Origin of the sequence: Pseudomonas sp. P42 (assembly GCF_017973755.1) — a bacterium.
GTDB classification, from domain to species: Bacteria; Pseudomonadota; Gammaproteobacteria; order Pseudomonadales; family Pseudomonadaceae; genus Aquipseudomonas; species Aquipseudomonas iridis.
Window position 1 is genome coordinate 482,420 of sequence record NZ_JACOPU010000005.1, and the last position, 25,947, is coordinate 508,366.

26 protein-coding genes are annotated in these 25,947 nt (G+C 59.3%); 15 read left to right on the forward strand and 11 right to left on the reverse strand.

Annotated elements, in window-relative coordinates; genetic code table 11:
* Positions 1-141: 141 nt before the first annotated feature.
* From H8B20_RS18845 to H8B20_RS18870, 6 genes are all read left to right on the forward strand, one after another.
* The gene (locus H8B20_RS18845; RefSeq protein WP_042557415.1) at positions 142-1,056 is read left to right on the forward strand and encodes an ABC transporter permease subunit; all 915 of its coding nucleotides are present in this window, start codon (positions 142-144) and stop codon (positions 1,054-1,056) included.
* A 3-nt stretch (positions 1,057-1,059) separates the two neighbouring features.
* Positions 1,060-2,361, forward strand: a complete 1,302-nt coding sequence (livM, locus tag H8B20_RS18850; protein ID WP_210624167.1) for a high-affinity branched-chain amino acid ABC transporter permease LivM — start codon at positions 1,060-1,062, stop codon at positions 2,359-2,361.
* The gene (locus H8B20_RS18855; RefSeq protein WP_016985385.1) at positions 2,358-3,230 is read left to right on the forward strand and encodes an ABC transporter ATP-binding protein; all 873 of its coding nucleotides are present in this window, start codon (positions 2,358-2,360) and stop codon (positions 3,228-3,230) included. The genes livM and H8B20_RS18855 overlap by 4 nt, the downstream gene beginning before the upstream one ends.
* Positions 3,227-3,943 carry an ABC transporter ATP-binding protein gene (locus H8B20_RS18860; RefSeq protein ID WP_150594063.1) on the forward strand — a complete coding sequence of 239 codons (717 nt, stop codon included), beginning with the start codon at positions 3,227-3,229 and terminating at the stop codon, positions 3,941-3,943. Before H8B20_RS18855 ends, H8B20_RS18860 begins: the two co-directional genes overlap by 4 nt.
* 837 nt (positions 3,944-4,780) lie before the next feature.
* Positions 4,781-5,545 carry an SDR family oxidoreductase gene (locus H8B20_RS18865; RefSeq protein WP_008087168.1) on the forward strand — a complete coding sequence of 255 codons (765 nt, stop codon included), beginning with the start codon at positions 4,781-4,783 and terminating at the stop codon, positions 5,543-5,545.
* A gap of 198 nt (positions 5,546-5,743) precedes the next feature.
* A complete protein-coding gene (locus H8B20_RS18870; protein WP_115145920.1) occupies positions 5,744-6,649 on the forward strand; it encodes a cation diffusion facilitator family transporter in 906 nt (301 codons plus the stop codon).
* Between the two features lie 94 nt (positions 6,650-6,743).
* Here H8B20_RS18870 and H8B20_RS18875 read toward each other — a convergent pair whose 3' ends face one another.
* The 7 genes from H8B20_RS18875 to H8B20_RS18905 all read right to left on the reverse strand — a co-directional run bounded on the left by H8B20_RS18875 (position 6,744) and on the right by H8B20_RS18905 (position 11,963).
* A complete protein-coding gene (locus tag H8B20_RS18875) occupies positions 6,744-7,877 on the reverse strand; it encodes an AGE family epimerase/isomerase (RefSeq protein ID WP_210624168.1) in 1,134 nt (377 codons plus the stop codon).
* A gap of 199 nt (positions 7,878-8,076) precedes the next feature.
* Positions 8,077-8,649 (reverse strand): HupE/UreJ family protein, encoded by a 573-nt coding sequence (locus H8B20_RS18880; protein WP_210624169.1) that lies wholly within the window; start codon positions 8,647-8,649, stop codon positions 8,077-8,079.
* 27 nt (positions 8,650-8,676) lie between these two features.
* Complete coding sequence (gene ureG / locus H8B20_RS18885; RefSeq protein WP_210624170.1) at positions 8,677-9,291, reverse strand: urease accessory protein UreG; 615 nt, start codon at positions 9,289-9,291, stop codon at positions 8,677-8,679.
* Between the two features lie 38 nt (positions 9,292-9,329).
* Complete coding sequence (locus H8B20_RS18890) at positions 9,330-10,004, reverse strand: urease accessory protein UreF (RefSeq protein WP_210624171.1); 675 nt, start codon at positions 10,002-10,004, stop codon at positions 9,330-9,332.
* Positions 10,001-10,501, reverse strand: a complete 501-nt coding sequence (gene ureE, locus H8B20_RS18895) for an urease accessory protein UreE (protein WP_115145917.1) — start codon at positions 10,499-10,501, stop codon at positions 10,001-10,003. Before ureE ends, H8B20_RS18890 begins: the two co-directional genes overlap by 4 nt.
* 240 nt (positions 10,502-10,741) lie before the next feature.
* Positions 10,742-11,374, reverse strand: coding sequence for a TetR family transcriptional regulator (locus tag H8B20_RS18900; RefSeq protein WP_042557424.1), 633 nt, complete (start codon positions 11,372-11,374; stop codon positions 10,742-10,744).
* 169 nt (positions 11,375-11,543) lie between these two features.
* Complete coding sequence (locus H8B20_RS18905) at positions 11,544-11,963, reverse strand: DUF2790 domain-containing protein (protein WP_042557425.1); 420 nt, start codon at positions 11,961-11,963, stop codon at positions 11,544-11,546.
* 385 nt (positions 11,964-12,348) lie between these two features.
* Between H8B20_RS18905 and H8B20_RS18910 the strand changes: the two genes are divergently transcribed.
* On the forward strand, positions 12,349-14,424 hold the full coding sequence (locus H8B20_RS18910) for an AsmA family protein (protein ID WP_210624172.1): 2,076 nt from the start codon (positions 12,349-12,351) through the stop codon (positions 14,422-14,424).
* A 111-nt stretch (positions 14,425-14,535) separates the two neighbouring features.
* Here the strand turns inward: H8B20_RS18910 and H8B20_RS18915 are convergent, their stop codons facing one another.
* The gene (locus tag H8B20_RS18915; protein WP_042557427.1) at positions 14,536-15,069 is read right to left on the reverse strand and encodes a ferritin-like domain-containing protein; all 534 of its coding nucleotides are present in this window, start codon (positions 15,067-15,069) and stop codon (positions 14,536-14,538) included.
* A 100-nt stretch (positions 15,070-15,169) separates the two neighbouring features.
* On the reverse strand, positions 15,170-16,096 hold the full coding sequence (locus H8B20_RS18920) for a LysR substrate-binding domain-containing protein (RefSeq protein WP_210624173.1): 927 nt from the start codon (positions 16,094-16,096) through the stop codon (positions 15,170-15,172).
* A gap of 120 nt (positions 16,097-16,216) precedes the next feature.
* On the opposite strand from H8B20_RS18920, the gene H8B20_RS18925 reads away from it, so the two are divergent.
* Both H8B20_RS18925 and H8B20_RS18930 read left to right on the forward strand, forming a co-directional pair.
* Positions 16,217-16,864 carry an FMN-dependent NADH-azoreductase gene (locus H8B20_RS18925; protein ID WP_210624174.1) on the forward strand — a complete coding sequence of 216 codons (648 nt, stop codon included), beginning with the start codon at positions 16,217-16,219 and terminating at the stop codon, positions 16,862-16,864.
* Between the two features lie 120 nt (positions 16,865-16,984).
* Entirely contained in the window at positions 16,985-17,863 is an 879-nt protein-coding gene (locus H8B20_RS18930) for an esterase/lipase family protein (RefSeq protein ID WP_210624175.1), read from the forward strand.
* A 121-nt stretch (positions 17,864-17,984) separates the two neighbouring features.
* Here the strand turns inward: H8B20_RS18930 and H8B20_RS18935 are convergent, their stop codons facing one another.
* The gene (locus tag H8B20_RS18935) at positions 17,985-18,872 is read right to left on the reverse strand and encodes a DMT family transporter (protein ID WP_115145912.1); all 888 of its coding nucleotides are present in this window, start codon (positions 18,870-18,872) and stop codon (positions 17,985-17,987) included.
* Positions 18,873-18,968: 96 nt separating this feature from the next.
* Here H8B20_RS18935 and H8B20_RS18940 point away from each other — a divergent pair, with 96 nt between their 5' ends.
* The 3 genes from H8B20_RS18940 (at position 18,969) to H8B20_RS18950 (ending at position 21,395) form a co-directional block, all read left to right on the forward strand.
* Entirely contained in the window at positions 18,969-19,763 is a 795-nt protein-coding gene (locus H8B20_RS18940; RefSeq protein WP_042557432.1) for an AraC family transcriptional regulator, read from the forward strand.
* A gap of 63 nt (positions 19,764-19,826) precedes the next feature.
* Positions 19,827-20,132 carry a PsiF family protein gene (locus tag H8B20_RS18945; protein WP_042557433.1) on the forward strand — a complete coding sequence of 102 codons (306 nt, stop codon included), beginning with the start codon at positions 19,827-19,829 and terminating at the stop codon, positions 20,130-20,132.
* Between the two features lie 249 nt (positions 20,133-20,381).
* A complete protein-coding gene (locus H8B20_RS18950) occupies positions 20,382-21,395 on the forward strand; it encodes an AI-2E family transporter (RefSeq protein WP_042557434.1) in 1,014 nt (337 codons plus the stop codon).
* 102 nt (positions 21,396-21,497) lie between these two features.
* Here H8B20_RS18950 and H8B20_RS18955 read toward each other — a convergent pair whose 3' ends face one another.
* Positions 21,498-22,766, reverse strand: a complete 1,269-nt coding sequence (locus tag H8B20_RS18955) for an Hsp70 family protein (protein WP_210624176.1) — start codon at positions 22,764-22,766, stop codon at positions 21,498-21,500.
* Between the two features lie 292 nt (positions 22,767-23,058).
* Between H8B20_RS18955 and H8B20_RS18960 the strand changes: the two genes are divergently transcribed.
* The 3 genes from H8B20_RS18960 (at position 23,059) to H8B20_RS18970 (ending at position 25,890) form a co-directional block, all read left to right on the forward strand.
* Positions 23,059-24,006 carry a DnaJ C-terminal domain-containing protein gene (locus H8B20_RS18960; protein ID WP_210624177.1) on the forward strand — a complete coding sequence of 316 codons (948 nt, stop codon included), beginning with the start codon at positions 23,059-23,061 and terminating at the stop codon, positions 24,004-24,006.
* Between the two features lie 23 nt (positions 24,007-24,029).
* Entirely contained in the window at positions 24,030-24,335 is a 306-nt protein-coding gene (locus tag H8B20_RS18965) for a chaperone modulator CbpM (RefSeq protein ID WP_042557437.1), read from the forward strand.
* Between the two features lie 217 nt (positions 24,336-24,552).
* Positions 24,553-25,890: a hypothetical protein gene (locus H8B20_RS18970; protein ID WP_210624178.1), complete on the forward strand. Its 1,338-nt coding sequence runs from the start codon at positions 24,553-24,555 to the stop codon at positions 25,888-25,890.
* Positions 25,891-25,947: the final 57 nt, after the last annotated feature.

A 25,947-nucleotide genomic window follows, 5' to 3' on the forward strand; every position in this document is an offset into this window, starting at 1 on the left:
CATTCGCGAGCAGGCTCGCTCCCACAGGAACGGTGTGGGACGGGCGGATCGTGGCTGACATTGCTCCGACGTAATTCTGTATTTTTCCTAGAAGGACCGCACATCAACGATGTGCAGGTTCTCACTGCGTGAGATTGCGTTATGGATGGTATTTTCCTGCAGCAACTGGTCAACGGCCTGACCCTCGGGTCGGTCTATGGCCTGATCGCCATCGGCTACACAATGGTCTACGGCATCATCGGCATGATCAACTTCGCCCACGGCGAGGTTTACATGATTTCTGCTTACCTGGCGGCAATCAGTCTGGCTCTGCTGGCGTACTTCGGTATCGAATCTTTCCCTCTGCTGATGCTCGGCACCCTGATCTTCACCATCGTTGTCACGGCGGTGTATGGCTGGGTCATCGAGCGTGTTGCCTACAAACCCCTGCGTAACTCCACACGGCTGGCGCCGCTGATCAGCGCCATCGGTATTTCGCTGATCCTGCAAAACTACGCACAGATCGCCCAAGGCGCCAAACAACAGGGCGTTCCGACGCTGCTGACCGGTGCATGGCGGGTTGAAGTCGGTACCGGCTTCGTACAACTGACCTACACCAAAGTCTTCATTCTGGTGGCCGCGTTCGTCGGCATGGGGCTGCTGACCTACATCATCAAGTACACCAAGCTCGGCCGCATGTGCCGCGCCACTCAGCAAGACCGCAAGATGGCTTCGATCCTGGGGATCAACACCGATCGGGTGATTTCCTACGTGTTCATCATCGGTGCCGCCATGGCTGCACTCGCTGGTGTGCTGATCACCATGAACTACGGCACCTTCGACTTCTACGCCGGCTTCATCATCGGTATCAAGGCGTTCACCGCAGCGGTACTCGGCGGGATCGGCTCGCTGCCCGGCGCCATGTTGGGCGGGATCATCCTCGGCATCTCCGAGTCGCTGTTCTCCGGCTTGGTCAACTCCGACTACAAAGACGTGTTCAGCTTCTCGCTGCTCGTACTTGTTCTGGTCTTCCGGCCGCAGGGCCTGTTGGGCCGTCCTCTTGTGTCGAAGGTGTAAGCGATGTCTTCAACCACTAAAAAATCCATTGATGTCAAAAAAAGCCTGGTTGAGGCGATTCTGGCCGGTCTGATTGCCTTGATTGTTTTCGGGCCGATCGTCGGTGTCGTACTCGACGGTTACAGCTTCAACCTTGAAATGACCCGCGTGGCCTGGATCATTGCCATCGTCATGGCCGGCCGCTTTGCCCTCAGCCTGTTTCTGCAAACGCCCAAGGGCCTGAAGATTCTCGACGGATTCGAGAGCGCCGGGTCGGGTGTGCATGTATTGCCCGCCGATCACAAATCAAGCCTGCGCTGGATTATCCCGCTGGTGGTTCTGCTGGCCGTGGCCGTGCCGTTCTTCTCCAACTCGTACCTGCTGGGCGTGGTCATCCTCGGGTTGATCTACGTGCTGTTGGGGCTGGGGCTGAACATTGTGGTTGGCCTGGCCGGTCTGCTCGACCTCGGTTACGTGGCGTTCTACGCCATCGGTGCCTACGGTCTGGCGCTGGGTTATCAATATCTGGGGCTGGGTTTCTGGACGGTGCTGCCGTTGGCGGCGATCACCGCGGGGCTTGCCGGCTGCATCCTCGGTTTCCCGGTGCTGCGCCTGCATGGCGACTATCTGGCGATCGTGACCCTGGGCTTCGGTGAGATCATTCGTCTGGTCCTCAACAACTGGCTGTCCCTGACCGGCGGCCCGAACGGCATGCCGGCACCACTGCCGACGTTCTTCGGTCTGGAGTTCGGCAAGCGCGCGAAGGATGGCGGGGTGCCGTTTCATGAGTTTTTTGGCATCGCTTACAACCCGGACGTGAAATACTACTTCATCTACGCGGTGCTGTTCCTCGTGGTGCTGGCCGTGCTGTACATCAAACATCGACTGGTGAAGATGCCGGTCGGTCGCGCTTGGGAAGCCTTGCGTGAAGATGAAATCGCCTGCCGCTCGATGGGCCTCAACCACGTACTGGTCAAGCTCTCGGCCTTCACCATCGGCGCGTCGACGGCGGGTCTGGCGGGTGTGTTCTTCGCGACTTATCAGGGCTTCGTCAACCCGACCTCGTTTACGTTCTTCGAATCGGCCCTGATCCTCGCCATCGTCGTGCTCGGCGGCATGGGCTCGACCATCGGTGTGGTGATTGCAGCGTTTGTGCTGACCGTCGCCCCGGAACTGCTGCGCGGGTTTGCTGAGTATCGCGTGCTGCTGTTCGGCATTCTGATGGTGTTGATGATGATCTGGCGACCACGCGGGTTGATTCGCATCAGCCGTACCGGGGTCAAACCACGCAAAGGTGCCATTCACTACGAGAGGACTGCGCCATGAGTGAAGTCGTACTCTCTGTTGAAAAACTGATGATGCATTTCGGTGGCATCAAGGCGTTGAGCGATGTCAGCCTGAAGGTCAAACGCAACTCGATCTTCGCCCTGATCGGCCCCAACGGTGCCGGCAAGACCACGGTGTTCAACTGCCTGACCGGTTTCTACAAGGCGTCCGGCGGCAAGATCGAACTCAACGTGCGCGGGCAGCAGACTAACGTCATCCAGCTATTGGGTGAGTCGTTCAAACCGACCGACTTCGTTTCGCCGAAAAGCTTTCTCAGCCGGATGTACTACAAGATGTTCGGCGGCACCCATCTGGTGAACCGCGCAGGCCTGGCTCGTACCTTCCAGAACATTCGTCTGTTCAAGGAAATGTCCGTGCTGGAAAACCTGCTGGTGGCCCAGCACATGTGGGTCAACCGCAACATGCTCGCCGGCATCCTTAACACCAAGGGCTATCGCAAAGCCGAAAGCGACGCCCTGGACTGTGCGTTCTACTGGCTGGAAGTGGTCGACCTGGTCGACTGCGCCAACCGTCTCGCCGGTGAGCTCTCGTACGGCCAGCAACGCCGTCTGGAGATCGCCCGGGCCATGTGCACGCGGCCGCAGATCATCTGCCTCGACGAACCGGCTGCCGGCCTCAACCCTCAGGAAACCGAAGCGCTGAGCGCAATGATCCGGCTGCTGCGCGACGAGCATGATCTGACCGTGGTGCTGATCGAACACGACATGGGCATGGTAATGAGCATTTCCGACCACATCGTGGTGCTGGACCACGGCATCGTTATCGCTGAAGGCGGACCTGAAGCTATCCGTAACGACCCGAAAGTGATTGCCGCCTACCTGGGCGCCGACGAAGAGGAGCTGGTATGAGCCAACCGATCCTCGAACTGAAAAACCTGGACGTGTTCTACGGCCCGATCCAGGCACTCAAAGGCGTTTCGTTGCAGATCAATGAAGGGGAAACCGTCAGCCTGATCGGCTCCAATGGAGCGGGTAAATCAACATTGCTGATGTCGATCTTCGGCCAGCCCCGGGCGGCGAACGGGCAGATCATTTATCAAGGCGTCGACATTACCCACAAGTCATCGCACTACATCGCGTCCAACGGCATTGCGCAGTCGCCGGAAGGACGGCGGGTGTTCCCTGACATGACCGTCGAGGAAAACCTGTTGATGGGTACCATCCCGATTGGCGACAAGTACGCCAAAGAGGATATGCAGCGCATGTTCGAGCTTTTCCCACGGCTTGAAGAGCGGCGCACGCAGCGGGCGATGACCATGTCCGGCGGTGAACAGCAGATGCTCGCCATTGCTCGCGCATTGATGAGCCGACCGAAGTTGTTGCTGCTCGATGAACCAAGCCTGGGTCTGGCACCGATTGTGGTGAAGCAGATTTTCGCGACACTGCGGGAACTGGCCAAAACCGGCATGACGATTTTCCTCGTCGAGCAGAACGCCAACCATGCGTTGAAGCTGTCGGATCGCGCGTACGTGATGGTCAACGGCGAGATTCGCCTGACGGGCACCGGTAAGGAGTTGCTGGTGAACGAGGAGGTGCGTAACGCCTATCTGGGCGGGCACTGAGTTACATCGTTATGCACAAGCCCCGACGCGCGAGCCTCGGGGCTTTTTTATCCCTCAAGTTCAACACAATCCCCTGTGGGAGCGAGCCTGCTCGCGAATGCGGTGTATCAGTCACCTGATTATCTGCATGTGCCATCGACTTCGCGAGCAGGCTCGCTCCCACGGGTGAATTGTGTAATTTCCAGAATTGTGGAAAACAAATTCCGCTACCTGCCAAAGCGCGACATATAGACGCTGCAAATGGCTGTTTTTCCACAGTTTTGACTTGTCCCCGTTTGCTGTGGAGCTGGCTGTGAATAACGTGGGAGTAGCTGGCTGAATCCCTTTAAAACCGTGGCTCTCAGGCGTGTGGTTGTTTTTTGACCAGGCGTTTTTGCTGGAGTGGCAGACGTCTTTGTCAACCTTTTTGTGGGGGCCGCATCGCCGCAGTTCTGATGGGTGAAAGCCTGTGGATAAGTCTGTGATTAAACTCTGGAAAGACCCCGCTAAGGGCCGTAATTACTGGCCTCGCGCAATCACTGCTCCAACCGACCTGTCGTGCAAAATGCCATGTGCCGCACAGGTAGCGCTCCATGGTCAAGCAAAAAACTTTCCATTTCGCCCGCAAAGCCTTGTGTGGCGCGGCTTTGCGCGCTTCCACTTGCCCCCGGAAACTGTGGAAGGGACTGTGGATAACATGCGTGCACATGGCTACAGGCCACGCTGGCTATGGCGTCGGAACGATTGTTTGTTTTTTATACAGTGAGCGGGTGTTGCCCGTGCTTGCGCGGCCGGGCATGCTGCCTGCTGATTTTCTATTCCAATGGCTGCCCTCGCGGTCGAAGCAAGGAGAACACGATGTCCAACACCCTGTTTATCACCGGCGCGACGTCCGGTTTTGGTGAAGCCTGCGCCCGTCGTTTTGCCGAGGCTGGCTGGAAACTGGTGCTAACCGGTCGTCGTGAAGAACGCCTCAACGCCCTTTGCGCTGAGTTGTCCAAGCAGACTGAAGTGCATGGCCTGGTGCTTGATGTGCGCGATCGCAAGGCGATGGAGGAGGCGATTGCCAACCTGCCGCCATCGTTCGCCAAACTGCGTGGCCTCATCAACAACGCGGGCCTGGCGTTGGGCGTGGACCCTGCGCCGAAATGCGATCTGGATGATTGGGACACCATGGTCGACACCAACGTCAAAGGCCTGATGTACGCCACTCGCTTGCTGTTGCCGCGCCTGATCGCCCATGGTCGTGGCGCTGGCATCGTCAACCTCGGCTCCATCGCCGGCAACTATCCGTACCCTGGCAGCCATATCTACGGCGCGACCAAAGCGTTTGTTAAGCAGTTTTCGCTGAACCTGCGCTGCGACTTGCAGGGCACCGGCGTGCGCGTCAGCAACATTGAGCCGGGGCTGTGCGAGAGCGAATTCTCGCTGGTGCGTTTCGCCGGTGATCAGGAACGGTACAACGCCACCTACGCCGGGGCCGAGCCGATCCAGCCGCAAGACATCGCCGAGACGATTTTCTGGGTGATGAATGCGCCGGCGCATATCAACATCAATAGCCTGGAATTGATGCCGGTGAGCCAGACCTGGGCCGGGTTTGCCATCGAGCGGAACAAGGCTTAAGACTGCATGACGGCTATCGCTGGCAAGCCAGCTCTCACAGGTAACAAGTCGACTACAAGGTTTGTGTACACCGACGATCCTGTGGGAGCTGGGTTGCCAGCGATGGGCCAAAACAGGCAATAAATCCCGATAAGGTAGACTCCTCTCCCAGCAACCCCACCGCACTCCGCGGTTTTCAAGGTTTTCAGAGGAGGCTACGTGAGTAACCGAGGTGAGCAGTCGCTGCTCAAACAATCGACCATCCTGATGTTCGCCGTGTCGATTGCCGGGATCGTCACCGGTTTTGTTTCAGGTTCCCAATCCATCCTGTTCGATGGTTTTTTCTCGCTGATCGCAACCTTCATCAAAGTACTGATGCTGATCACTGCCAAGCTGATCGCCAAGCAAAGCAATCACCGTTTCCAGTTCGGCTTCTGGCATCTGGAACCCATGGTGCTGCTGATTGAAGGCAGTTTCCTGCTGTTGATTGCCATCTACGCGTTTCTCAACGGTGTGTTCGGCATCATTGACGGTGGCCGGGACATTGAGTTGGGTCTGGTGATCATCTATGCCGCCGTGTTTACCGTGGTCGAGTTCGCGTACTTCTTCTACGTGCGTCGGCGCAATCGCAAGCTCAAATCCAGCCTGATCCAGTTCGACAACATCAGTTGGCTGGTGGACGCGATGCTTTCTGTGGGCCTGTTGATCAGTTTTCTCACGGCGCTGCTGCTCAAGTCCCAGGGCTATGGCGAATGGGCGGTTTACGTCGATCCGCTGATCCTGATCGTACTGGCCCTGACCATGCTGACACCGGCCTTCAAGATCCTCGGCCCGGCATTACGCGATGTGCTGGGCATTGCACCGGACACGCTGAATGACCACGTACGCCAGGTGATGGACGCGGCGAAGGCCGAGCATGGTTTCGACGATTATGTGTCCTACGTGCAGAAGCACGGACGGGCGCGGTTTATCGAGATTCATGTGGTGTTGCCGGCGGATTACCGACTGGAGAACGTCGGGCAACTGGATGCCCTGCGTGAAGAGATTTCCGCGAAGCTGGGCAAACCGGATGCGGCGCGATGGTTGACCATCAGCTTCACGGGCGACAAGAAGTGGATCGCCTAGACACCGTATAACGGCCATCGCGAGCAGGCTCACTCTTAAAGGGGAATTCATTCCAACTATAGGAATGAGCCTGCTCGCGATAACGGTAGATCAATCAAAGAAGATATTCAGCCAGGCCGCGGTAGCACGTCGCCAGGTGATACGGGGTGGTCGAGGGCATGTCCTTGCGGCTGACTTCGCCCTGCTCATCGCGGCACTCATGCCAGCCACCGGCATGCAGAAAGCGCTGTTGCAATGCCTGCAATTGATGCAGCACCACGGCCTCGCTGTCGGGGCGCAAGGTCAGCGCGCGCAGGTATTCGGCCTGCGCCCAGATCCGCTGAGTCGAATCTTTTGGACGTCCGTCCATTTCCAGATCAAGCATCGCCCGCACCGCACCGCTGGGCTGCTCCACGCCGAATTGCTCGGTGAAGGCAAACGCCTTATCAAGCGCCGAATGCAATTTCGTACCGCGCAGCAGCGCTGACGATTGCAGCAGGAAATACCATTCGAACTGGTGCCCTGGCTCGTACCAGTTATCCACAGCACCCAAAGGTTTTTCCATCATCACGCCATGTTGCGGGTCGATGAAGCGCTTGTGCATGGCTGTGCATAACTCACGTAGCGCCTGTTGCGTAGCGCTGTCCTGGCGCACGTGCAGAGTGGCGAGGAAGGCTTCGGCCAAGTGCATCAAGGGGTTTTGCAACGGACCGGTTTCGAGGGTGAGCCAGTTGCGGTCAAGGCAGGCTTCGTAAAGGCCATCGCCGGTGGCGAAACGCTGACCAATGACTTCCAGCGCGGCGTTCAACGTCGATTCCACCAGCGGCTCGCGGGATTTTTCCCAGTAATGCGCGCAGGCAAACAGGATGAACGCGTGGGTGTAGAGATCCTTGCGCTGATCCAGCGGTTTGCCCTGCGCATCGATGCTGTAGAACCAGCCGCCGTGTTCGGCATCGTGGAAGTGTCGTTGCAGAGAACGGAACAGCGCGGCCGCACGCTCTTCTGCGTTATCCACAACGCCGATCAGGCTGGAAAACAGATACAGCTGCCGTGCACAGGCCATCGCCCGATAACGTTGCGCTGGCAAGGGCTGGTGCGCGGCGTCGAGTGCTTCGTAGGGCAGTGCCATGTCGGCATTCCAGCCCGGGCCTTGCCAGAGCGGCACGATCACGTTGACGAAGTGCTGCTGCACCTCGGTGAACAGGGCGGTCAATTCAGGCAGGGATTTGGAGCGGGAAGCATGGGGCATTGGCGGACGTCGTCACGGCTGGGGCGATTGCGCGACATGGTAGCAGAGCGGCAGCCTTTAGAGGCTCGGAGTCTGATCGATCGTCATCGCTGGCAAGCCAGCTCCCACAGGGATCTTCGGTGTTCACATGATTGTGGCTACACCAAATGACCTGTGGGAGCTGGCTTGCCAGCGATGAGGCCGGTACAGGCGACAGAGATCAGCCGGCCAGCAACCAGACCCCGGTCGCCGCCGAAGCCGCACCCGCCAAGCGCACCAGTGGCGCCGCAGCCTGCGGCAACACGCGCACGACGCCATAACCGGCCGCATGCAGGGCCGCAGTCGCAGCTACAAAACCTGCCGCGTAAGCCCAAGGGCTGCTCATCTCCGGCAACTCAAGGCCATGCGCGACACCATGGAACAACGCAAACAGCGCCGTCGCCGCTACCGCCATTACCAGCGGCGGACGCACCGCCAGTGCCACGGCCAGGCCCAGCGCCAGCACCGATGCGGCGATCCCGCTTTCCAGCGCCGGCAGTTCCAGCCCTTCAAAACCGAGCATCCCGCCGATCAGCATGGTGCCGACAAAAGTGCAAGGCAGCGCCCAGCGCGCCGCGCCTTTTTGCTGCGCGGCCCACAAGCCGACGGCGACCATCGCCAGCAAGTGGTCGAGGCCGCCAATCGGGTGGCTGATGCCCGCGATCAAGCCGCTGTCGCCGTGACCCGGATGTGCGAAGGCCAGTGCCGGGGTCAGCAGTAGCGCAACGGCGCCGAAAATACGTTTGAGTGTCATGGATAAGCTTCCTTGTTGATAAATGAATCAGGCTGCGGTCAGCAAGCCCTGGCGTTCGATGAAGGCGATGATTGCGTCCAGACCCTGACCGGTCTTCTGGTTACTGAACACGAACGGCTTGCCGTTGCGCATGCGTCGGGTGTCGCTATCCATCAGTTCCAGCGAGGCACCCACCAGCGGCGCCAGGTCGATCTTGTTGATCACCAGCAGGTCAGATTTGCAGATGCCCGGCCCGCCCTTGCGCGGCAACTTGTCGCCGGCCGAGACGTCGATCACGTAGATGGTCAGGTCGGACAGTTCCGGGCTGAACGTCGCCGACAGGTTGTCGCCGCCGGACTCCACCAGAATCAGGTCCAGCCCCGGAAAACGCCGGTTCAACTGATCGACCGCTTCGAGGTTGATCGAGGCGTCTTCGCGAATCGCCGTGTGCGGGCAGCCGCCGGTTTCCACACCGATGATCCGCTCCGGCGCCAGCGCTTCGTTGCGCACCAGAAAGTCGGCGTCTTCGCGGGTGTAGATGTCGTTGGTGACCACGGCGAGGTTGTAGCGCTCGCGCAAGGCGAGGCACAGGGCCAGGGTCAGCGCGGTTTTACCGGAACCGACCGGGCCGCCGATACCGATACGCAAAGGTTGTGTGTTCATACGGCTTCTCCAAAATAGAAGGCCCAAAATGACGGGCCCTAGGAACGGAACAGACGGCTGTACTGGCGCTCATGGGCCATGCACGTCAGGGACAGGCCGAACGCGGCGCTGCCCATGTGTTCGGGTTTGATGTGGGTGGCGTCTTGCTGCGCCTGTTGCAGCAGCGGCAGCAATTCGCTGGTCAAGCGCTGGGCGGCTTGCTGGCCCAGCGGCAAGGTTTTCATCAGCACGGCGAGCTGGTTTTCCAGCCAGCTCCACAGCCAGGCGGCGAGGGCGTCTTGGGGGCTGATACCCCAGGCGCGAGCAGCCAGTGCCCAGCCGAGCGCCAGATGCGGTTCGGCGCATTGCTCGAGAAAGCTGCGCGCCGGCGCGTCGAGTTCTGGCAAGCCGTTGAGCAACTGCTGCAGCGAGTAACCCATCTGCCGACTTTCCAGGTGCAACTCGCGAGTCTCGCGGCTGGCACGGTGGGTTTCGCAGATTTGCTGCAGTTCGTCCCAGTTTTCCTCGGCGGCTGCCTGGCAATGGGCAAGCAGCAGCGGCGCTTCGAAACGGGCGAGATTGAGCAGCAACTGATCGCTGATCCAGCGGCGGGCGCTGTCCGGGTTGTTCACGCGGCCGTTCTCCACAGCCATTTCCAGGCCTTGCGAATAGCTGTAGCCGCCAATCGGCAATTGCGGACTGGCCAGGCGCAGCAGCGCCCAGGCTGGGTTCATAAACGAACGCCGAACTGGTGCAGTTTTGGCGCGTAGTTGAAATCTTCGTCGCCGTGCCGCGAATGGTGATGGCCGCCGCCATAGGCACCGTGTTCCGGTTGGAACGGGGCTTCAAGCGCTTCGACCTGCGCACCGAGTTGTTCCAGCATGGCTTTGAGCACGTAGTCGTCGAGCAAGCGCAGCCAGCCATCGCCGACTTGCAGGGCGACGTGGCGATTGCCCAGGTGATACGCGGCGCGGGTCAGTTCGAAGGCATTGGCGCAGGTGACGTGCAGCAGTTGTTCGGCGCGGGCGCAGACACGGACGATGCGACCGTCCTCGGCTTGTAGGCATTCGCCGTCATACAGCGGCGGCTGACCGCGCTCCAAAAACAACCCGACGTCTTCGTTCTCGGCACTGAAACAGCGCAAACGGCTCTTGCTTCGGGCTTCGAAGGTCAGGTGCAACTCGGCGGCCCAGACGGGTTGAGGGTCGATTCTGCGATGAATCACCAACATCGGAAAGCTTCCAGCAGTGGACAATACTCAGGCTAGAGCAAGGGGCTTGCCAATCGGACGATATGTAGGAAATCCCTGTAGGATCGTAGAGGGTGTTGCAGGATGTTGCGGGGATTTGAAGCGTTTTGGTGCATGAAGTTTTTTACATGCACCAATTTGCGGCGCAAAAAAGATCGCAGCCTTCGGCAGCTCCTACACCGATCTCTGTAGGAGCTGCCGAAGGCTGCGATCTTTTGATTTTTATTCGGTACTGCCCAGGCCTTGCCAGTGCTTGAGCCCGATAAAGATGAAGCGCAACTGCTGGGTGATCTTCGCCTGCGGCGTCAAATGCTCGGGCAAGGCGTCGGCTGGCGGGTCAATGATGTCCGGCAGGGTGGCGAACACCGATTTGACGATCAGATCCGCCATCACGCTCAGGCCGTCAGCGTCCAGATGCTGAAGCTTGGGCATCATCGTCAGGTCGGCCGCGAGGTCGGAACTGATGTTCTCGCGCAGACGGCCAATCGCCTGGCGCACCGGCAGCGAACCACCGTACTGCTCGCGCGCCAGAAACAGGAACTGCGAACGGTTGGCGCTGACCACATCGAGGAAGATCCGCACCGACGCATCGATGATGCCGCCCATGACGAATTCGTTATGGCGCACCAAGCGGATGGTTTCGCGGAAGGTCTGGCCCACTTCGCTGACCAGCACCAGACCGAGTTCGTCCATATCGGCAAAATGCCGATAGAAACCGGTGGGCACGATGCCGGCGGTCTTCGTCACTTCGCGCAGGCTCAGGCTGCCGAATCCTCGGCCACTTTCCATCAAGTGGCGGGCAGCGTCCATCAGGGCGTTGCGGGTCTGTTGCTTCTGTTCGGCGCGGGGCAGCATCGCAGGTGTGTTCTTTGGCAGGACAAGCGCCGCACTCTAGCAAATCGGCTTTATCGGCGTCGAACGGCAGCGGGGCAGGTAGCAGGGAAATGGCGACTTATTGAGGGCTACGGCTAAAAAGGCAAAAGCCCAATCCGGGGATTGGGCTTTTTTCAGGGCCGCCATGGGCTCAGCTCACAGCGCTGTTGCGTTCGATCACACGGTCACCACCACCTTCGGCAAGCGCTTGGCCTTGTGGGGTTTTGTCATAGCCGTCTTCGACCAGACCTTTTTCTTCCAGACGATTACGACCGTTTTCGGCGACAGCCTGGCCTTGTGGGGTGTTGTCGTAGCCGTCTTCAACCAGACCTTTTTCTTCCAGACGATTGCGACCGTTCTCGGCAAGTTGACCTTGTGGAGTTTTGTCGTAGCCATCTTCAGCCAGGGTCTGACCTTGTGGCGTTTTGTCATAGCCGTCTTCGGCCAGGGTTTGGCTGAACACCGAGTGGCTGTCTTTGACTTGCGGAGTGGCTTGTTCGGCAGCGGGCAGAGCGAAAGCAGTGCTGGCTAGCATCGAAAGGGTAAGACTCAGTAGTAATTGGCGTTTCATGATGGGTTGCTCCTTGGGAGGGCGATAAAGTGGGTACGAGGGCAATGCTACTCTCGATAAGTCGATATAAAAGTTCATAAACGCAATGGTAATAATCAACAGAATTGATTGTTCAAGCGGGAGGCTCTAGAACGGGCCTTCCAGAGGGGCGCTTTTGCACCGCAGTGGGTATTTTCGACCCACTCACGCCTCGCAAAAGTGCGGGTGGCGGTAACGCTGCCTGACCGATCGGTCGGATTTGGCGCGGCTTTTTGCGTCTTAATCGGTCTTTCGATTAAACCTGCGGGCCTTTTGCCAGTCACAGATTTCATAGGGGCCGCTTTGGCCCGCCGTTTCAGCCGTACGCCGTGGCTTGGGCGTGCGGTCGTGATCAGGAGTTTTGTGCATGACGCGCACTGGAAAAATCTTCAGCTGGACCTTCTCCATCCTCGTACTGCTATTGGCTGTACTGGTGCTGATCATCGTGTTCTTCGACTGGAACCGGATCAAACCGCCGCTCAATGCCAAAGTCTCGGAAGAACTGCACCGACCGTTTGCCATCAACGGCAACCTCGCGGTGATCTGGCAGCGCGAGCCGGATGAAGGCGGCTGGCGCGCCTGGGTGCCTTGGCCGCATGTGGTCGCCGAGGATTTGAGCCTGGGCAACCCGGACTGGTCGAAGCAGCCGCAGATGGTCACGCTCAAGCGCGTCGAGTTGCGTATTTCGCCGTTGGCCTTGCTGGCGCAACGGGTGGTGATCCCGCGCATCGACCTGACCGAACCCAACGCCGAGTTGCAACGCCTGGCTGACGGCCGCGCCAACTGGACGTTCAAGTTCGATCCCAAGGATCCGAATGCCGAGCCGTCGAACTGGGTCGTTGATATCGGCGCCATCAAGTTCGACAAGGGCCACGTCACCCTTGATGATCAGACCTTGAGGACCAACCTTGATGTGTTGATCGATCCACTGGGCAAGCCGATTCCTTACAGCGATATCGTCGGCGACAAAGCGGCGAAAACCACGCAGGACAAGGTTGGCGTGCCGCAGGATTACGCTTTTGCATTAAAGGTGAAAGGTCAGTATCACGGCCAGAATCTCAGTGGTCAGGGCAAAATCGGCGGGCTGCTGTCCTTGCAGGACTCGAGCAAACCGTTCCCGCTACAGGCTCAGGCGAAAATCGGCGATACCCGCATTGAACTGGCCGGCACCCTGACCGATCCGCTCAATCTCGGCGCCCTCGACCTGCGTCTGAAACTGGCCGGTGACAGCCTCGGTAACCTCTATCCGCTGACCGGGGTGACCCTGCCGGACACGCCGCCGTACGCCACCGATGGTCATCTCATCGCCAAGTTGCACGATGATGCCGGCGCGAAATTCACCTATGAAAAATTCAACGGCAAGATCGGCAGCAGCGACATCCACGGCGACCTGACCTACGTTGCCAGTCAGCCTCGGCCCAAGCTCAGTGGCGCGCTGGTGTCCAACCAACTGCTGTTCGCTGACCTCGGGCCGTTGATCGGTGCCGACTCGAACGACAAGCCAAAAACTGGCAGTTCACAGAGCAAGCAACCGGCAGAAAAAGTCCTGCCGGTGGACGAATTCAAGACGGATCGCTGGCGCGCGATGGACGCCGATGTCGAGTTCACTGGCAAACGTATCGTCCACAGCGAAAAACTGCCGTTCACCGACCTTTATACCCATCTGATACTCAACGACGGCGAACTCAGTCTGGAGCCGCTGCGCTTCGGCGTGGCTGGCGGCAAACTCGATGCGCAAATTCGTCTGAACGGGCGCACCGAGCCGCTGGAAGGCCGGGCCAAGTTGACGGCGCGCGGGTTCAAACTCAAGGAACTGTTCCCGACCTTCGAGCCGATGAAAACCAGCTTCGGCGAGCTCAATGGCGACGCCAATATCAGTGGGCGCGGTAACTCGGTGGCGAAACTGCTGGGCGGCGCTAACGGCAGCTTGAAGATGCTGATCAACGACGGCGCGATCAGTCGCGAACTGATGGAGCTTGCAGGTCTCAACGTCGGCAACTACGTGGTTGGCAAAATCTTTGGCGACAAAGAAGTGAAGATCAACTGCGCGGCGGCGGACTTCGATATCAAGACTGGTTTGGCGTCCACGCGGCTGTTTGTCTTCGATACCGAGAACGCGATCATCTATATCGACGGCACGGCGAACATGGCGACCGAGCAACTGGACCTGACGGTGACGCCGGAATCCAAGGGCTGGCGTTTGATCTCGTTGCGTTCGCCGCTGTATGTACGCGGCAAGTTCATCAAACCCGACGCTGGCGTTAAACCAGTCCCGCTGTTGTTGCGCGGCGCGGGGATGGTGGCGTTGGGAGTGATTGCGGCGCCGGCGGCTGGGCTGCTGGCATTGGTGGCGCCGAGCGGTGGCGAGCCGAATCAGTGTGCGCCGTTGCTGGAGCAGATGAAGGCCGGTAAGGCACCGGTGACCGTAAAACCTACCAAGTAAAGACAGATCAAAAGATCGCAGCCTCCGGCAGCTCCTACAGGGAAATGCGTCCCCTGTAGGAGTTGCCGAAGGCTGCGATCTTTTGCTGTTGCGATGGTGATTCAGAAAGGTTTACAGATCTTTCAGAATGTCGGCCATGTCATCCGCATGCTCTTCTTCCTGCGCGAGGATGTCTTCGAAGATGCGGCGGGTGGTCGGGTCTTTTTCGCCGATGTACTGAATGATCTCGCGATAGCTATCGATCGCGATCCGCTCGGCCACCAGGTCTTCGTAGACCATCTCCTTCAAACTGTTCCCGGCTACATATTGTGCGTGGGACATTTTCGACAGCATGTCCGGATTGAACTCCGGTTCGCCGCCCAATTGCACAATACGCTCGGCCAGTCGGTCAGCGTGTTCGCTTTCCTGCTTGGCGTGTTCGAGAAACTCATCGGCAGCGGTGCTGGCCTTCAGACCGCTGGCCATGAAGTAGTGACGTTTGTAGCGCAAGACGCAGACCAGTTCAGTGGCCAGCGATTCGTTGAGCAAGCGCAGCACCTCTTCACGGTTGGCGCTGTAGCTTTCGGTTACGGCGCCGTTCTCGACGTGTTGGCGCGCACGTTCGCGCAGGGTTTGGACATCAGACAGATGCAGGTCGTCGCTCATTTCAGTCTCCTGGAGGCTAATCCGATTGGCGCCACGCTCTACAGGCGCGATCGCCTACCCAGGTTGTGAGTGATGCGCGAGCGGAAAAGTTTTATCGGATCTACACCGAAGCTGCCGAAGGCTGCGATCTTGGCGCCAGGCCAGACAAAAGTGCTTCCTCCTGCAACCACGCAAAAAACGCCCGCACCGGCGGATGCCGCTCGCGCCCCGTCACACACAGTGCGCTGTAGCCGGCACCGTCGACTTGGACATCGCCTTGAAATGGCACCAGCAAACCACTGGCGATGCTTTCCGAGACCAGAATATTGCTCGCCAGCACCAAGCCTTGCCCGGCGATCGCCGCTTGCAATGCATAATGCTCTTCATCGTATTCGCGAATCGCCGGATGCTGATTCAGCCAGTTCGCACCGGACTTCGCGCACCACGCGTCCCAGCCATGGGCATACAGCTTCGAGTTGTGCCAGCGCACGCTGATCAGCGTCGGCGTGCGTCGCCCGGCCAACGCGACTTGTTCGGGCGATCCATAGACCCCGAACGATTCATCGAACAGACACAGGCCATACAGGTTCGAGTAGTCGTCGAGGCTGTAACGCAGCACCAGATCGACGCTGGCGTCCTGATGCAGATCGATGACTTCGCAGTGCGTGTCCAGGCGGACATTGATGTTCGGGTGCCTGGCATAAAACCGCCCCAGGCGCGGCACCAGCCACAGCGCGGCAAACGCGGCAGTGGTCGACAGCGTCAGGCTGCTGCCGCTGCGTTGTGGGCGCAGGGTGTCGACGCTTTGCGCCACTTCCAGCAGCGCGCCATGCAGGCTGCGAAACAGCCGCTCGCCGCCCTCCGTGAGGCGCACCTTGCGCGGCAGACGTTCGAACAGGGCAACGCCGAGCCAATCCTCCAGCACCCGGATCTGATGGGAGATCGCCGTGGGCGTTACCGACAATTCTTCGGCGGCAGCCTTGAAGCTCAGCAAGCGTGCAGCGGATTCGAAGGCGCGCAGGGCGGTCAACGGTAAAGAGGCAAACATTGAAACTCCATGGATGAAATGGATTCATCCTGAATGATTTTTGCTCATTTGAAGACGGGCAGCTACGAGCCTCAAGCTGAAAGCCACAAGCAGTTGGATTCTAGTCCGGAGGAAGTACAGATGAGCAAAATTCTTGTAATCCACGCCAGCCCGCGTGGCGACCGTTCGCACTCACGGCGTCTGGCGGAAGGTTTTCTCAGCGCTTGGCAGGGGCGTTATCCACAGGCCCAAGTGACTCGTCGTGAAGTGGGCCGGACGTTGATTCCGGCGGTCAACGAGGCCTTTGTCGCGGCGGCATTCCATCCCGAGCCCGAAGCTCGTTCGCTGTCGATGCAGGCTGATCTGGCGCTCAGCGATCAATTGGTCGCTGAGTTGTTCGAACACGATCTGCTGCTGATTTCCACGCCGATGTACAACTTCAGCGTGCCCAGCGGCCTCAAGGCGTGGGTCGATCAGATTGTGCGATTGGGGCTGACCTTCGATCACACGCTCGACAACGGTGTGGCCCAGTACACGCCACTGTTGCAGGGCAAGAGGGCGTTGATCGTCACCAGTCGCGGCGGCTTCGGGTTCGGTCCGGGCGCAGAGCTGGAGGCACTGAATCACGCCGACCCATGGCTGCGCACGGCGCTGGGCTTCATCGGTATCAACGACGTCACGGTGGTCGCGGCCGAAGGCGAGGAGTCTGCCGAACGCACTTTCGCGGTATCGGTGGCCGAGGCGGAGCAGCGCTTGCTCGAACTCGCGAGGAAGTTCCAGGTGGCCTGATTGTGGCGGGGGTTGCAGGGCTGAAGTAGGCTGGACGCTGCGTTGTCATCATTACAGCGGATGCTTGGCGGGTGTTTTGCACGCCTTGCATCCACTCACCGACTACAAGGATGTTTGCCTATGTCGACGCGTTATCCATTGGTGCTGGTGCCGGGAATGCTCGGGTTTATCCGGCTGGTGATTTATCCATATTGGTACGGGATCATCAAGGCGTTGCGCCGTGGTGGTGCAACCGTGATTGCGGTGCAGGTGTCGCCGCTCAATTCGACCGAGGTGCGTGGCGAGCAGTTGCTCGCGCGCATCGACGAGATTTTGCGCGAAACCGGGGCGCAGAAGGTCAATCTGTTTGGCCACAGTCAGGGCTCGTTGACGGCGCGTTACGCCGCAGCGAAACGCCCGGATCTGGTGGCGTCGGTCACGTCGGTGGCCGGGCCCAATCATGGTTCGGAACTGGCCGACTATCTGCACAAACACTACCCCGCAGACAGCGCCAAGGGTCGTATCCTCGAAGTGCTGCTGCGTGTTGTCGGCTGGCTGATGGCGTTGTTGGATACCGGTTATCACGGGCCGAAACTGCCGGTGGATATCCACGCCTCGCACCAATCGCTGACCACTGAAGGCGTGGCGCTGTTCAATCAGCTTTATCCACAGGGCCTGCCTGAAACCTGGGGCGGCCACGGGCCGGAAGAGGTCAACGGCGTGCGGTATTACTCGTGGTCAGGGACGTTGCAGCCGGGCAAGACGGATCGTGGCGGCAATTTGTTCGACGGGACCAATCGCAGCTGTCGGTTGTTTGCGAAAACCTTTGTCCGTGAGCCGGGGCAGTGCGACGGGATGGTCGGGCGTTACAGCTCGCACCTGGGCACGGTGATTGGCGACGACTATCCGCTGGATCACTTCGACATCGTCAACCAGTCGCTGGGGCTGGTGGGCAAGGGCGCGGATCCGGTGCGGCTGTTTGTCGAGCATGCGGCGCGTCTGAAAGCTGCCGGGGTCTAACAGACGCACCGAGTTATCGTTCATCGCTGGCAAGCCAGCTCCCACAAGTGATGAGGTCGTTCACAAAAGTTGCGTTCGACACAAAAACTGTGGGAGCTGGCTTGCCAGCGATGAGGCCCGATCAGGCGATACTGGTCTGTCGGCCCAACACCGTCGTCCAGCGCTCGGAAAGAATCACCCCGCCCAACGTCAGTAAACCACCCACCAGGTGATACATCGCCAGTTGCTCCTTCAACACCAGCGCGGCAATCAGCGCGGTAATCAACGGCAGCAAGTTGAAGAACAACGTCGTCCGGCTCGGCCCCAGGCGCATCACCGCTTGCATCCACGCCAACGGCGCGAGCATCGAGGCCAGCAGGCACGCATATAACACCAGCGGAATATTCTGCAGCGTCAGCCCGGTTTTCGGTGAGGCGGCAAACAGCGGAAACAACACCACAATCGCCACCAGCACCTGCAGATACAGCAACACCAGCGGTGGCAGACGCAGCTGCCATTTCTTCAGCAACGTGCTGTAAATCGCATAGGCCAGCGTGGCGATCAGCATCATCGCATCGCCCAGGTTCACGCCGTGTTGCAGCAATGCGCCGAGGCTGCCCGACGACACCACCACCAGCACACCGGCAAACGACAGCACCGCCCCCACCAACGCACCGGCAGTCAGGCGCTGGCCGAGGCTGATGATTGCCATGGCCAGCGACATCAATGGCATCAGCGACAGGATGATGCCCATGTTGGTTGCCGTGGTCAGGGTCGCGGCGAAGTAGGCGAGGCTTTGATACACCGCCATGCCGAGCACGCCGAGGACGAAAATCTTGCCCAGGTTGGGGCGGATCTGCGGCCAATGCGCGATCACTTGTTTGAGCATGAACGGGGTGAACAGCACACCGGCGAGCAGCCAGCGGTAGAAACCGATCTCGGCCGGGAAGATCGCGCCGACCGCGAGTTTGTTGATCACGGTGTTGCCGGCCCAGATAAAGATCGCCAGCAGGGGAAAAGCGTATTGCATGCGTTGAAACCAGTACGTTGATGAAACGTGATTATCCCCTGTCTGGATGCAGCCCTATACTTCGAACCAGACAACCTGCCACTGAAAGCGGACAGCATGAACAGTAAACACATCGATCTGCTCGATTTCAGCGAACTGCCGTCAGCGGTGTACTTCCGTTACGCCGATTTCAACGCTCATGAGTTTGCCGCGCCGCACCGCCATCCGTGGGGCACTTTGGAATACGCCGCTCACGGGGTATTGCACATGGACGTCGACGGCAGTCGTTTCATGTCGCCGCCGCAATACGCAGTGTGGGTGCCACCGCAGGTCGAGCACAGTTTCTACAGTCATCAACCGGTCAATTACCGGGCGGTATGCCTCGATCCCAAGGTTTGCGCCGAGCTGCCGGCGCGGGCCTGTACGCTGGCGATCAGCGATATCCTCAAGGCGATCCTCAAGGACTTCGCCGCCCGTGACGTAAAGATTCCCGAACGGGAGGCTGATCAGCGTCTGGCTCAGGTGCTGGTCGATCAACTGCAACAGGCGCCAGTGCATGAGTGTTATCTGCCGTATGCAAGCAGCCCCGGACTGCTGGCGATTCTTGAGACCCTGCAAGCGGAGCCAGGCAACAACCAGCCGCTGGCGCACTGGGCGTTGCAGGTGCATGTCAGCGAGCGCACGTTGGCGCGGCAGTTTGTTCGAGAACTGGGGATGAGTTTCGGTGAGTGGCGCCAGCGTCTGCGCTATCTCGCGGCCATTGAAGCGCTGGAAACGCCGCGCAGCGTGCAGGAAATCGCTTTTGATCTCGGCTACAGCAGCGGCTCGGCGTTTATTGCCATGTTCGCGCGGCAGGCCGGCTGCACGCCGGAGCAGTACCGCCGCAGTCACCTGGAAGGCAGGAAGATGTAACAGGATTTGGCTACACTCCAGCGAAGGCCGCCTCCATCGAAGCGGCGACAAGGAGAAAACTCCATGAAGATGTTGCGTGTCCCTTTGTTGATGATTGGTTTGCTCCTGTGTTCCCAGGGTTTCGCCGCCACGGCGCAACAGAACAAAATGACCACCTGCAATGCCGATGCGACCGCCAAGAGTCTGAAAGGCGATGAGCGCAAAACCTTCATGAGCACTTGCCTCAAGGCAGCGCCGGCGGCCAATGACGCCAAGGCCCTGACCCCGCAGCAGCAGAAGATGACCACGTGCAACGCCGATGCGAAAACCAAAGCCCTGAGCGGCGATGCGCGCAAGGCATTCATGAGTGAGTGCCTGAAGAAAAAGTGATCCTCTGACCTTGTGGTGAGCGTGCCGGCCTCATCGCGGGCAAGCCCGCTCCCACAGGGTTTTGGTGGGCTCAGATAATTTGTGTACGACGCAATCACTGTGGGAGCTGGCTTGCCAGCGATGAGGCCAGATAGCCCCCTGAGCTTTTGACTCATGGCCCCGATCAGGCTTGCCCCAGCATATCCCTAGTGCTCCCACTCGATCGCTGGCAGACTGCCCATCCTTTAACGCCGTTCGTTTTGAGGCTGTATGCCAACGTTTTCTGAGCGTCATGTTGTGTTCTGGGTCAGTTGCATCATCATTTTCGGCGGGTTGCTGCTCGTCCTGCCGCTGCGTTTGTTGCCCAGCCTGCTGGCCGGGTTGCTGGTGTTCGAGCTGGTCAACATGCTCACCCCACAACTGCAACGGCTGATCGAAGGCCGGCGTGCCCGTTGGCTGGCGGTGGCACTGCTCGGGACGCTGGTGGTCAGTGCGCTGGCGTTGCTCTTCGCCGGGGCTATCAGTTTCCTCCTGCACGAGGCGGAGAATCCCGGCGCCTCTCTGGACAAATTCATGGGCGTGGTCGACCGTGCGCGCGGTCAATTACCGCCGTTCATCGACGCCTATTTGCCGGCCAGCGCCGCTGAATTTCGCGTGGCCATCGGCGAATGGATGAGCAAACACCTGTCCGATCTGCAACTGGTAGGCAAAGACGCGGCGCACATGTTCGTGACCTTGCTGATCGGCATGGTGCTCGGCGCGATCATCGCCTTGCAGCGCATACCGGACGTGACCAAGCGCAAACCGTTGGCCGCCGCGCTGTTCGACCGTCTGCACCTGCTGGTTCAGGCCTTTCGCAACATTGTTTTCGCGCAGATCAAGATTTCTCTGCTGAACACGTTTTTCACCGGGATTTTCCTCGCGGTGGTCCTGCCGCTGTTCGGCATTCATCTGCCGCTGACCAAAACCCTGATCGTCCTGACCTTCCTGCTCGGCCTGTTGCCGGTGATCGGCAACCTGATATCGAACACGCTGATCACCATCGTCGGCCTGTCGCTGTCGATCTGGGTGGCGATGGCCGCACTGGGTTATCTGATTTTTATCCACAAGCTCGAATACTTCCTCAACGCGCGCATTGTCGGCGGGCAGATCAGTGCCAAGTCGTGGGAGTTGCTGCTGGCGATGCTGGTGTTCGAGGCCGCATTCGGCCTGCCGGGCGTAGTGGCGGGGCCGATTTATTATGCGTATCTGAAGAGTGAGTTGAAGCTCGGCGGAATGGTTTAAAACAGCAGGTTCGAGTTTTCAGCTGCAAGCTGCAAGTAAGGGCAAAAGCAGATGCGCTTTTGATCCTGCTTGCAGCTTGAAGCTCACAACTTGCAGCTGGCGTTAAACGCCATACCGTTTACGGGCTTCAATCGCCAAACCGCTGCCAATGCTGCCGAAGATGTTCCCCTCGACATGTCGCGCATTCGGCAACATCGCCGAAACACTGTTGCGCAGCGCCGGGATGCCGCTGGAACCACCGGTGAAGAACACCGTATCGACTTGATCGACGCGCACATTGGCGTCGTTCAGCAAATTCGTGACGCTGCCGCGTACCCGCTCCAGCAGCGCATCGATCGCTGATTCAAACAATGCTCGCGTCAGTTCCACACTCAACCCGGCTTCGATGCGGTCCAGCGGCACATGGCGGCTGTCGGCGTGGGTCAGCTCGATCTTGGTTTCCTCGACTTCCATCGCCAGCCAGTGCCCGGCGCGTTGTTCGATCAACTTGAACAGACGATCAATGCCGCCCGTGTCTTCGATGTCGTAGCGCATGCTGCCCAGCGCCAAACTCGATTTTTGCGAGTACACCGAGTTGATCGTGTGCCAGGTTGCCAGGTTCATGTGGTGGCTGGTCGGCATATAGGCGCCGCTCTTCATGCGGCTGCCGTAGCCGAACAGCGGCATCAGGCCCTGCAGGCTCAGCTGTTTGTCGAAGTCGGTACCGCCGATGTGCACGCCGCCGGTGGCGAGGATGTCGTCGTGGCGGTTACCCACACCGCGACGCTCGGGCGACAGGCGGACCAGCGAGAAGTCGGATGTACCACCGCCGATGTCGACGATCAGGACCAGCTCTTCCTTTTCGATGGTCGACTCGTAGTCGAAGGCCGCAGCAATCGGTTCGTACTGGAACGAGACGTCTTTGAAACCAATTTTTTTCGCCACGTCCACCAACGTGTCTTCGGCTTCCTGGTCGGCCAGCGGATCGTCATCGACGAAAAACACCGGGCGGCCAAGCACCACTTGCTCGAATTCCCGACCGGCGGCGGTTTCGGCGCGGCTCTTCAATTGGCCGATGAACAGGCCGAGCAGGTCCTTGAACGGCATCGCCGTGCCGAGGACGCTGGTGTCGTGCTTGATCAGCTTGGAGCCGAGCAGGCTTTTCAGCGAGCGCATCAGGCGGCCTTCGTAGCCTTCCAGGTATTCGTGCAGCGCCAGGCGACCGTACACCGGGCGGCGCTCCTCGAAGTTGAAGAAGACCACCGACGGCAGGGTGATCTTGTCGTCTTCCAGCGCGATCATCGTTTCCATGCCGGGGCGCAGCCAGCCGACGGTGGAGTTGGACGTGCCGAAGTCGATGCCGCAGGCACGGGCTGGAGAGGCGTCTTTCATGTCTTTCGGTTCCGGTCAAAAAAACGGCCGCGCAGTGTATGTCAGTGCGCGGCAGATTCGTAGGCCGGTCATCTGCTATTTGATGACTAATCTTGCTTGAAACTCGCAGCTTTGCCCCAAACTTGCTGGCATGGGCCGGCAGATACACCGGCGGTCGCAAGAACCGCCGTCCACTGCCGATAAACTTCTGCAGCGCCACCCGGTCACAAACTTGAGATCGGTCAACCCGGCACGCGCGAATCGGCGCATGCTGGCATGGGCGCGAAATCGATAACGGATGGTGATTCCTTCAATGGACTTCAAAGACTATTACAAGATACTCGGCGTGGAGCCGACAGCAGACGACAAGGCTATCAAGGCTGCCTATCGCAAGCTGGCGCGCAAGTACCACCCCGATGTCAGCAAGGAAAAAGACGCCGAGTCCAAATTCAAGGACGCGTCGGAAGCCTATGAAGCGCTGAAAAGCGCCGACAAACGCGCCGAATACGACGAGCTGCGCCGCTACGGCCAGCACGGTCAGCCGTTCCAGGGGCCACCGGGCTGGCAGAGCCGTGGCGGTTTTGGTGGTGGTCAGGACACCGGTGACTTCTCGGACTTCTTCAGTTCGATATTCGGCAATCGCGGCCCCGGTTTCGGTGGCGGTGACGGTCGGCAACAACGCAGTGCAGGGCGCCGAGGGCAAGACGTGGAAATGGAACTGCCGATCTTCCTCGAAGAAACCCTTTCGAACGAATCGAAAAAGGTCACCTTCCAGGTGCCGCAATACAACGCGGCGGGCCAGCACGTCAGCAACACCAGCAAAAGCCTGAACGTGAAGATCCCCGCGGGCGTGACCGACGGCGAGCGCATCCGCCTCAAGGGCCAGGGTGCACCGGGTGTGGGGGGGGGAGCGAGTGGCGACCTGTACCTGACCATCCGTCTGGCGCCGCACCCAAAATTTGATGTCGAAGGCGAGAACCTGATCATCACGCTGCCGTTGGCACCTTGGGAGTTGGCGCTGGGTGCCGAAGTGGCCGTGCCGACCCTGACCGGCAAGATCAACCTCAAGGTGCCGGCCGGCAGCCAGAACGGCCAGCGCATGCGCGCCAAGGGCCATGGTCTGAAAAACAAGGCCGGTGAGCGTGGTTATCTGTTCGTGCAGCTCAAAGCCGTCATGCCAAAGACCGCCGACGACGAGGTCAAGGCGCTGTGGCAGGAACTGGCGAAGAAAGCCGCTTTCAATCCGCGAGAGAACTTCTGAACCCGACGACGGAGTAGCCCATCATGAGCAGCCCCCTGATCGTTCAACTGGACATGGCAGAATTCTGTGAGGCGGCCGATTTGTCGGACGTCTACGTGATCGAAATCGTTGAACACGGCATCCTCGAACCTCAGGGCGCGCAGCCCCGGGAATGGCGCTTCACCGATTACGAACTGGCTTTGGCCAAACGCGCCGCCAAGCTGCGGCGCGATCTCGATCTGGAGTGGGAAGGCGTCGCACTGGCGCTTGACCTGCTCGAAGAGGTTCGTGAACTGCGCGCCGAGAACCTTATGCTCAAGCAGCGGTTGGGGCGACTGGTCGTCGAATAATCGAATCGCGCCTCGGTATGGGCGGGCGTAATTTTCCGTCAGCGAGCCACTTTCAGTATCGATTATTCGGTTTCATTTTTTCATCCGGGTGTGATTAAGTCGGCGCCGCGCATATGGATATGCGCGCCAGTGACACCGTTGAGTAAGTGCATTTCGGCTTTGCCGGTACCGCCTCAACGGGTCACGACGCCAGATAACCTTTCAAGGATGAACAGCAATGCTCAAAAGACCCTCCCGCCGAGCGAGCGGCTCGGCTGATGTACACCCTCGCCCCGCCCAGACCACCGATGCACATTCGCGATCAGAACCGCCGCTACGTGTCGACGTAGGCTCATCGCACACCTTGCGTTCCTCATCCTCCAGAGAGCCCGTAACAGGCTCAGTCGACCCCGACCTGCCGACGGCGACTGCTTCGATCCGGGTCACAGAGATATTTACGCCATCGACCGACTCCGCCGCTGCATTGGGTGAGCGTCACCGACCGGTTATTGCGCAGTTCGGCCTGCCCGAGGCGGATGCCCAAGGGTTCCGGATGTTCAAGGATCGCCTGTACGTCGACTTGCCTGACGGCGTTCTGCAAATCGGTGTCGACCCGCAAACCGGGCGATACCGCGCCAAGAAACCGAGTGAGCGGATTCCCTCAGGTCCGGAGCTTGTGTTCGACCCTGTCAGCAAGTTCTGGGTCCCTTCCACGCTGAAACGAGCGTCCGGCCAGGCTGAGGCGGCAACGAACAAGTCGACCAGGGAGCCTGATACGGGTCGATCTGATGACGAGTTCGAGCTGGCTTCCGAATCGATGCCGATCGCACACTTCACTGAGCGGGAGCTGGTGGGCATGAGGCGCGAAGAGCACTACTCCGCCGACACCAACACGCTGGGTTCCTACGACCGCGTCAACAACGGCAAGTATCCGTTCAGAGACCGTTTTGGCAGGCCTGTGCGCATTCGCAAGCTTGAGCGCGAAGTCGTTCTGGAATCAGGCGAGCGCTACACGTCCGAGCAGATCAAGCCCTACATCAAGTTTCAGGGATATGAGCAGGTCGCCAGGTTGTACGAAGAAAAGTTGCAGTGGCGGCGGTTCACCGAAGCGGATGTAAAGGTCCCCGGCGAGGCTGCGCTGATCGGACAATCCATGGTGGTTGCCAACAGACGCATCGCCAGTGGCGAGTTGATCGGTGTTTACGGCGGCACATTACGCCCTGGACGATTCCTGCAGCCCAACGAGCTGACGTTCGCCATGTCTGTCTCCGACAATACGCTCAAGGCCAGCGTAGCCATCCCCGGAATGCATGTCGCCGGGGACAACATCATCTCCAGAATCAACACCTGTTTTATTTACGATGCCGCTGGCAAGCCCATCGCGCAGGCGCGCGATGGTTATAACCTTCAGGTGGTCGGCTTCACGGTCGAGGCTGACCTGTTGATGGGGGACAAACCGAACCGCAACAAATACTCGTTGAATGCATTCTTTGCGACGCAGGATATTGCGGCCGGAACGGAATTGCGCTGGGACTACAACTACTCTGATGAAGCGATGAAGCTGCTCTTCCCATAACTAGCGACTGAGGCGCGCCATGTGCTTCGGGAGGTGTCGAGCTTTCCACCTCCCGAA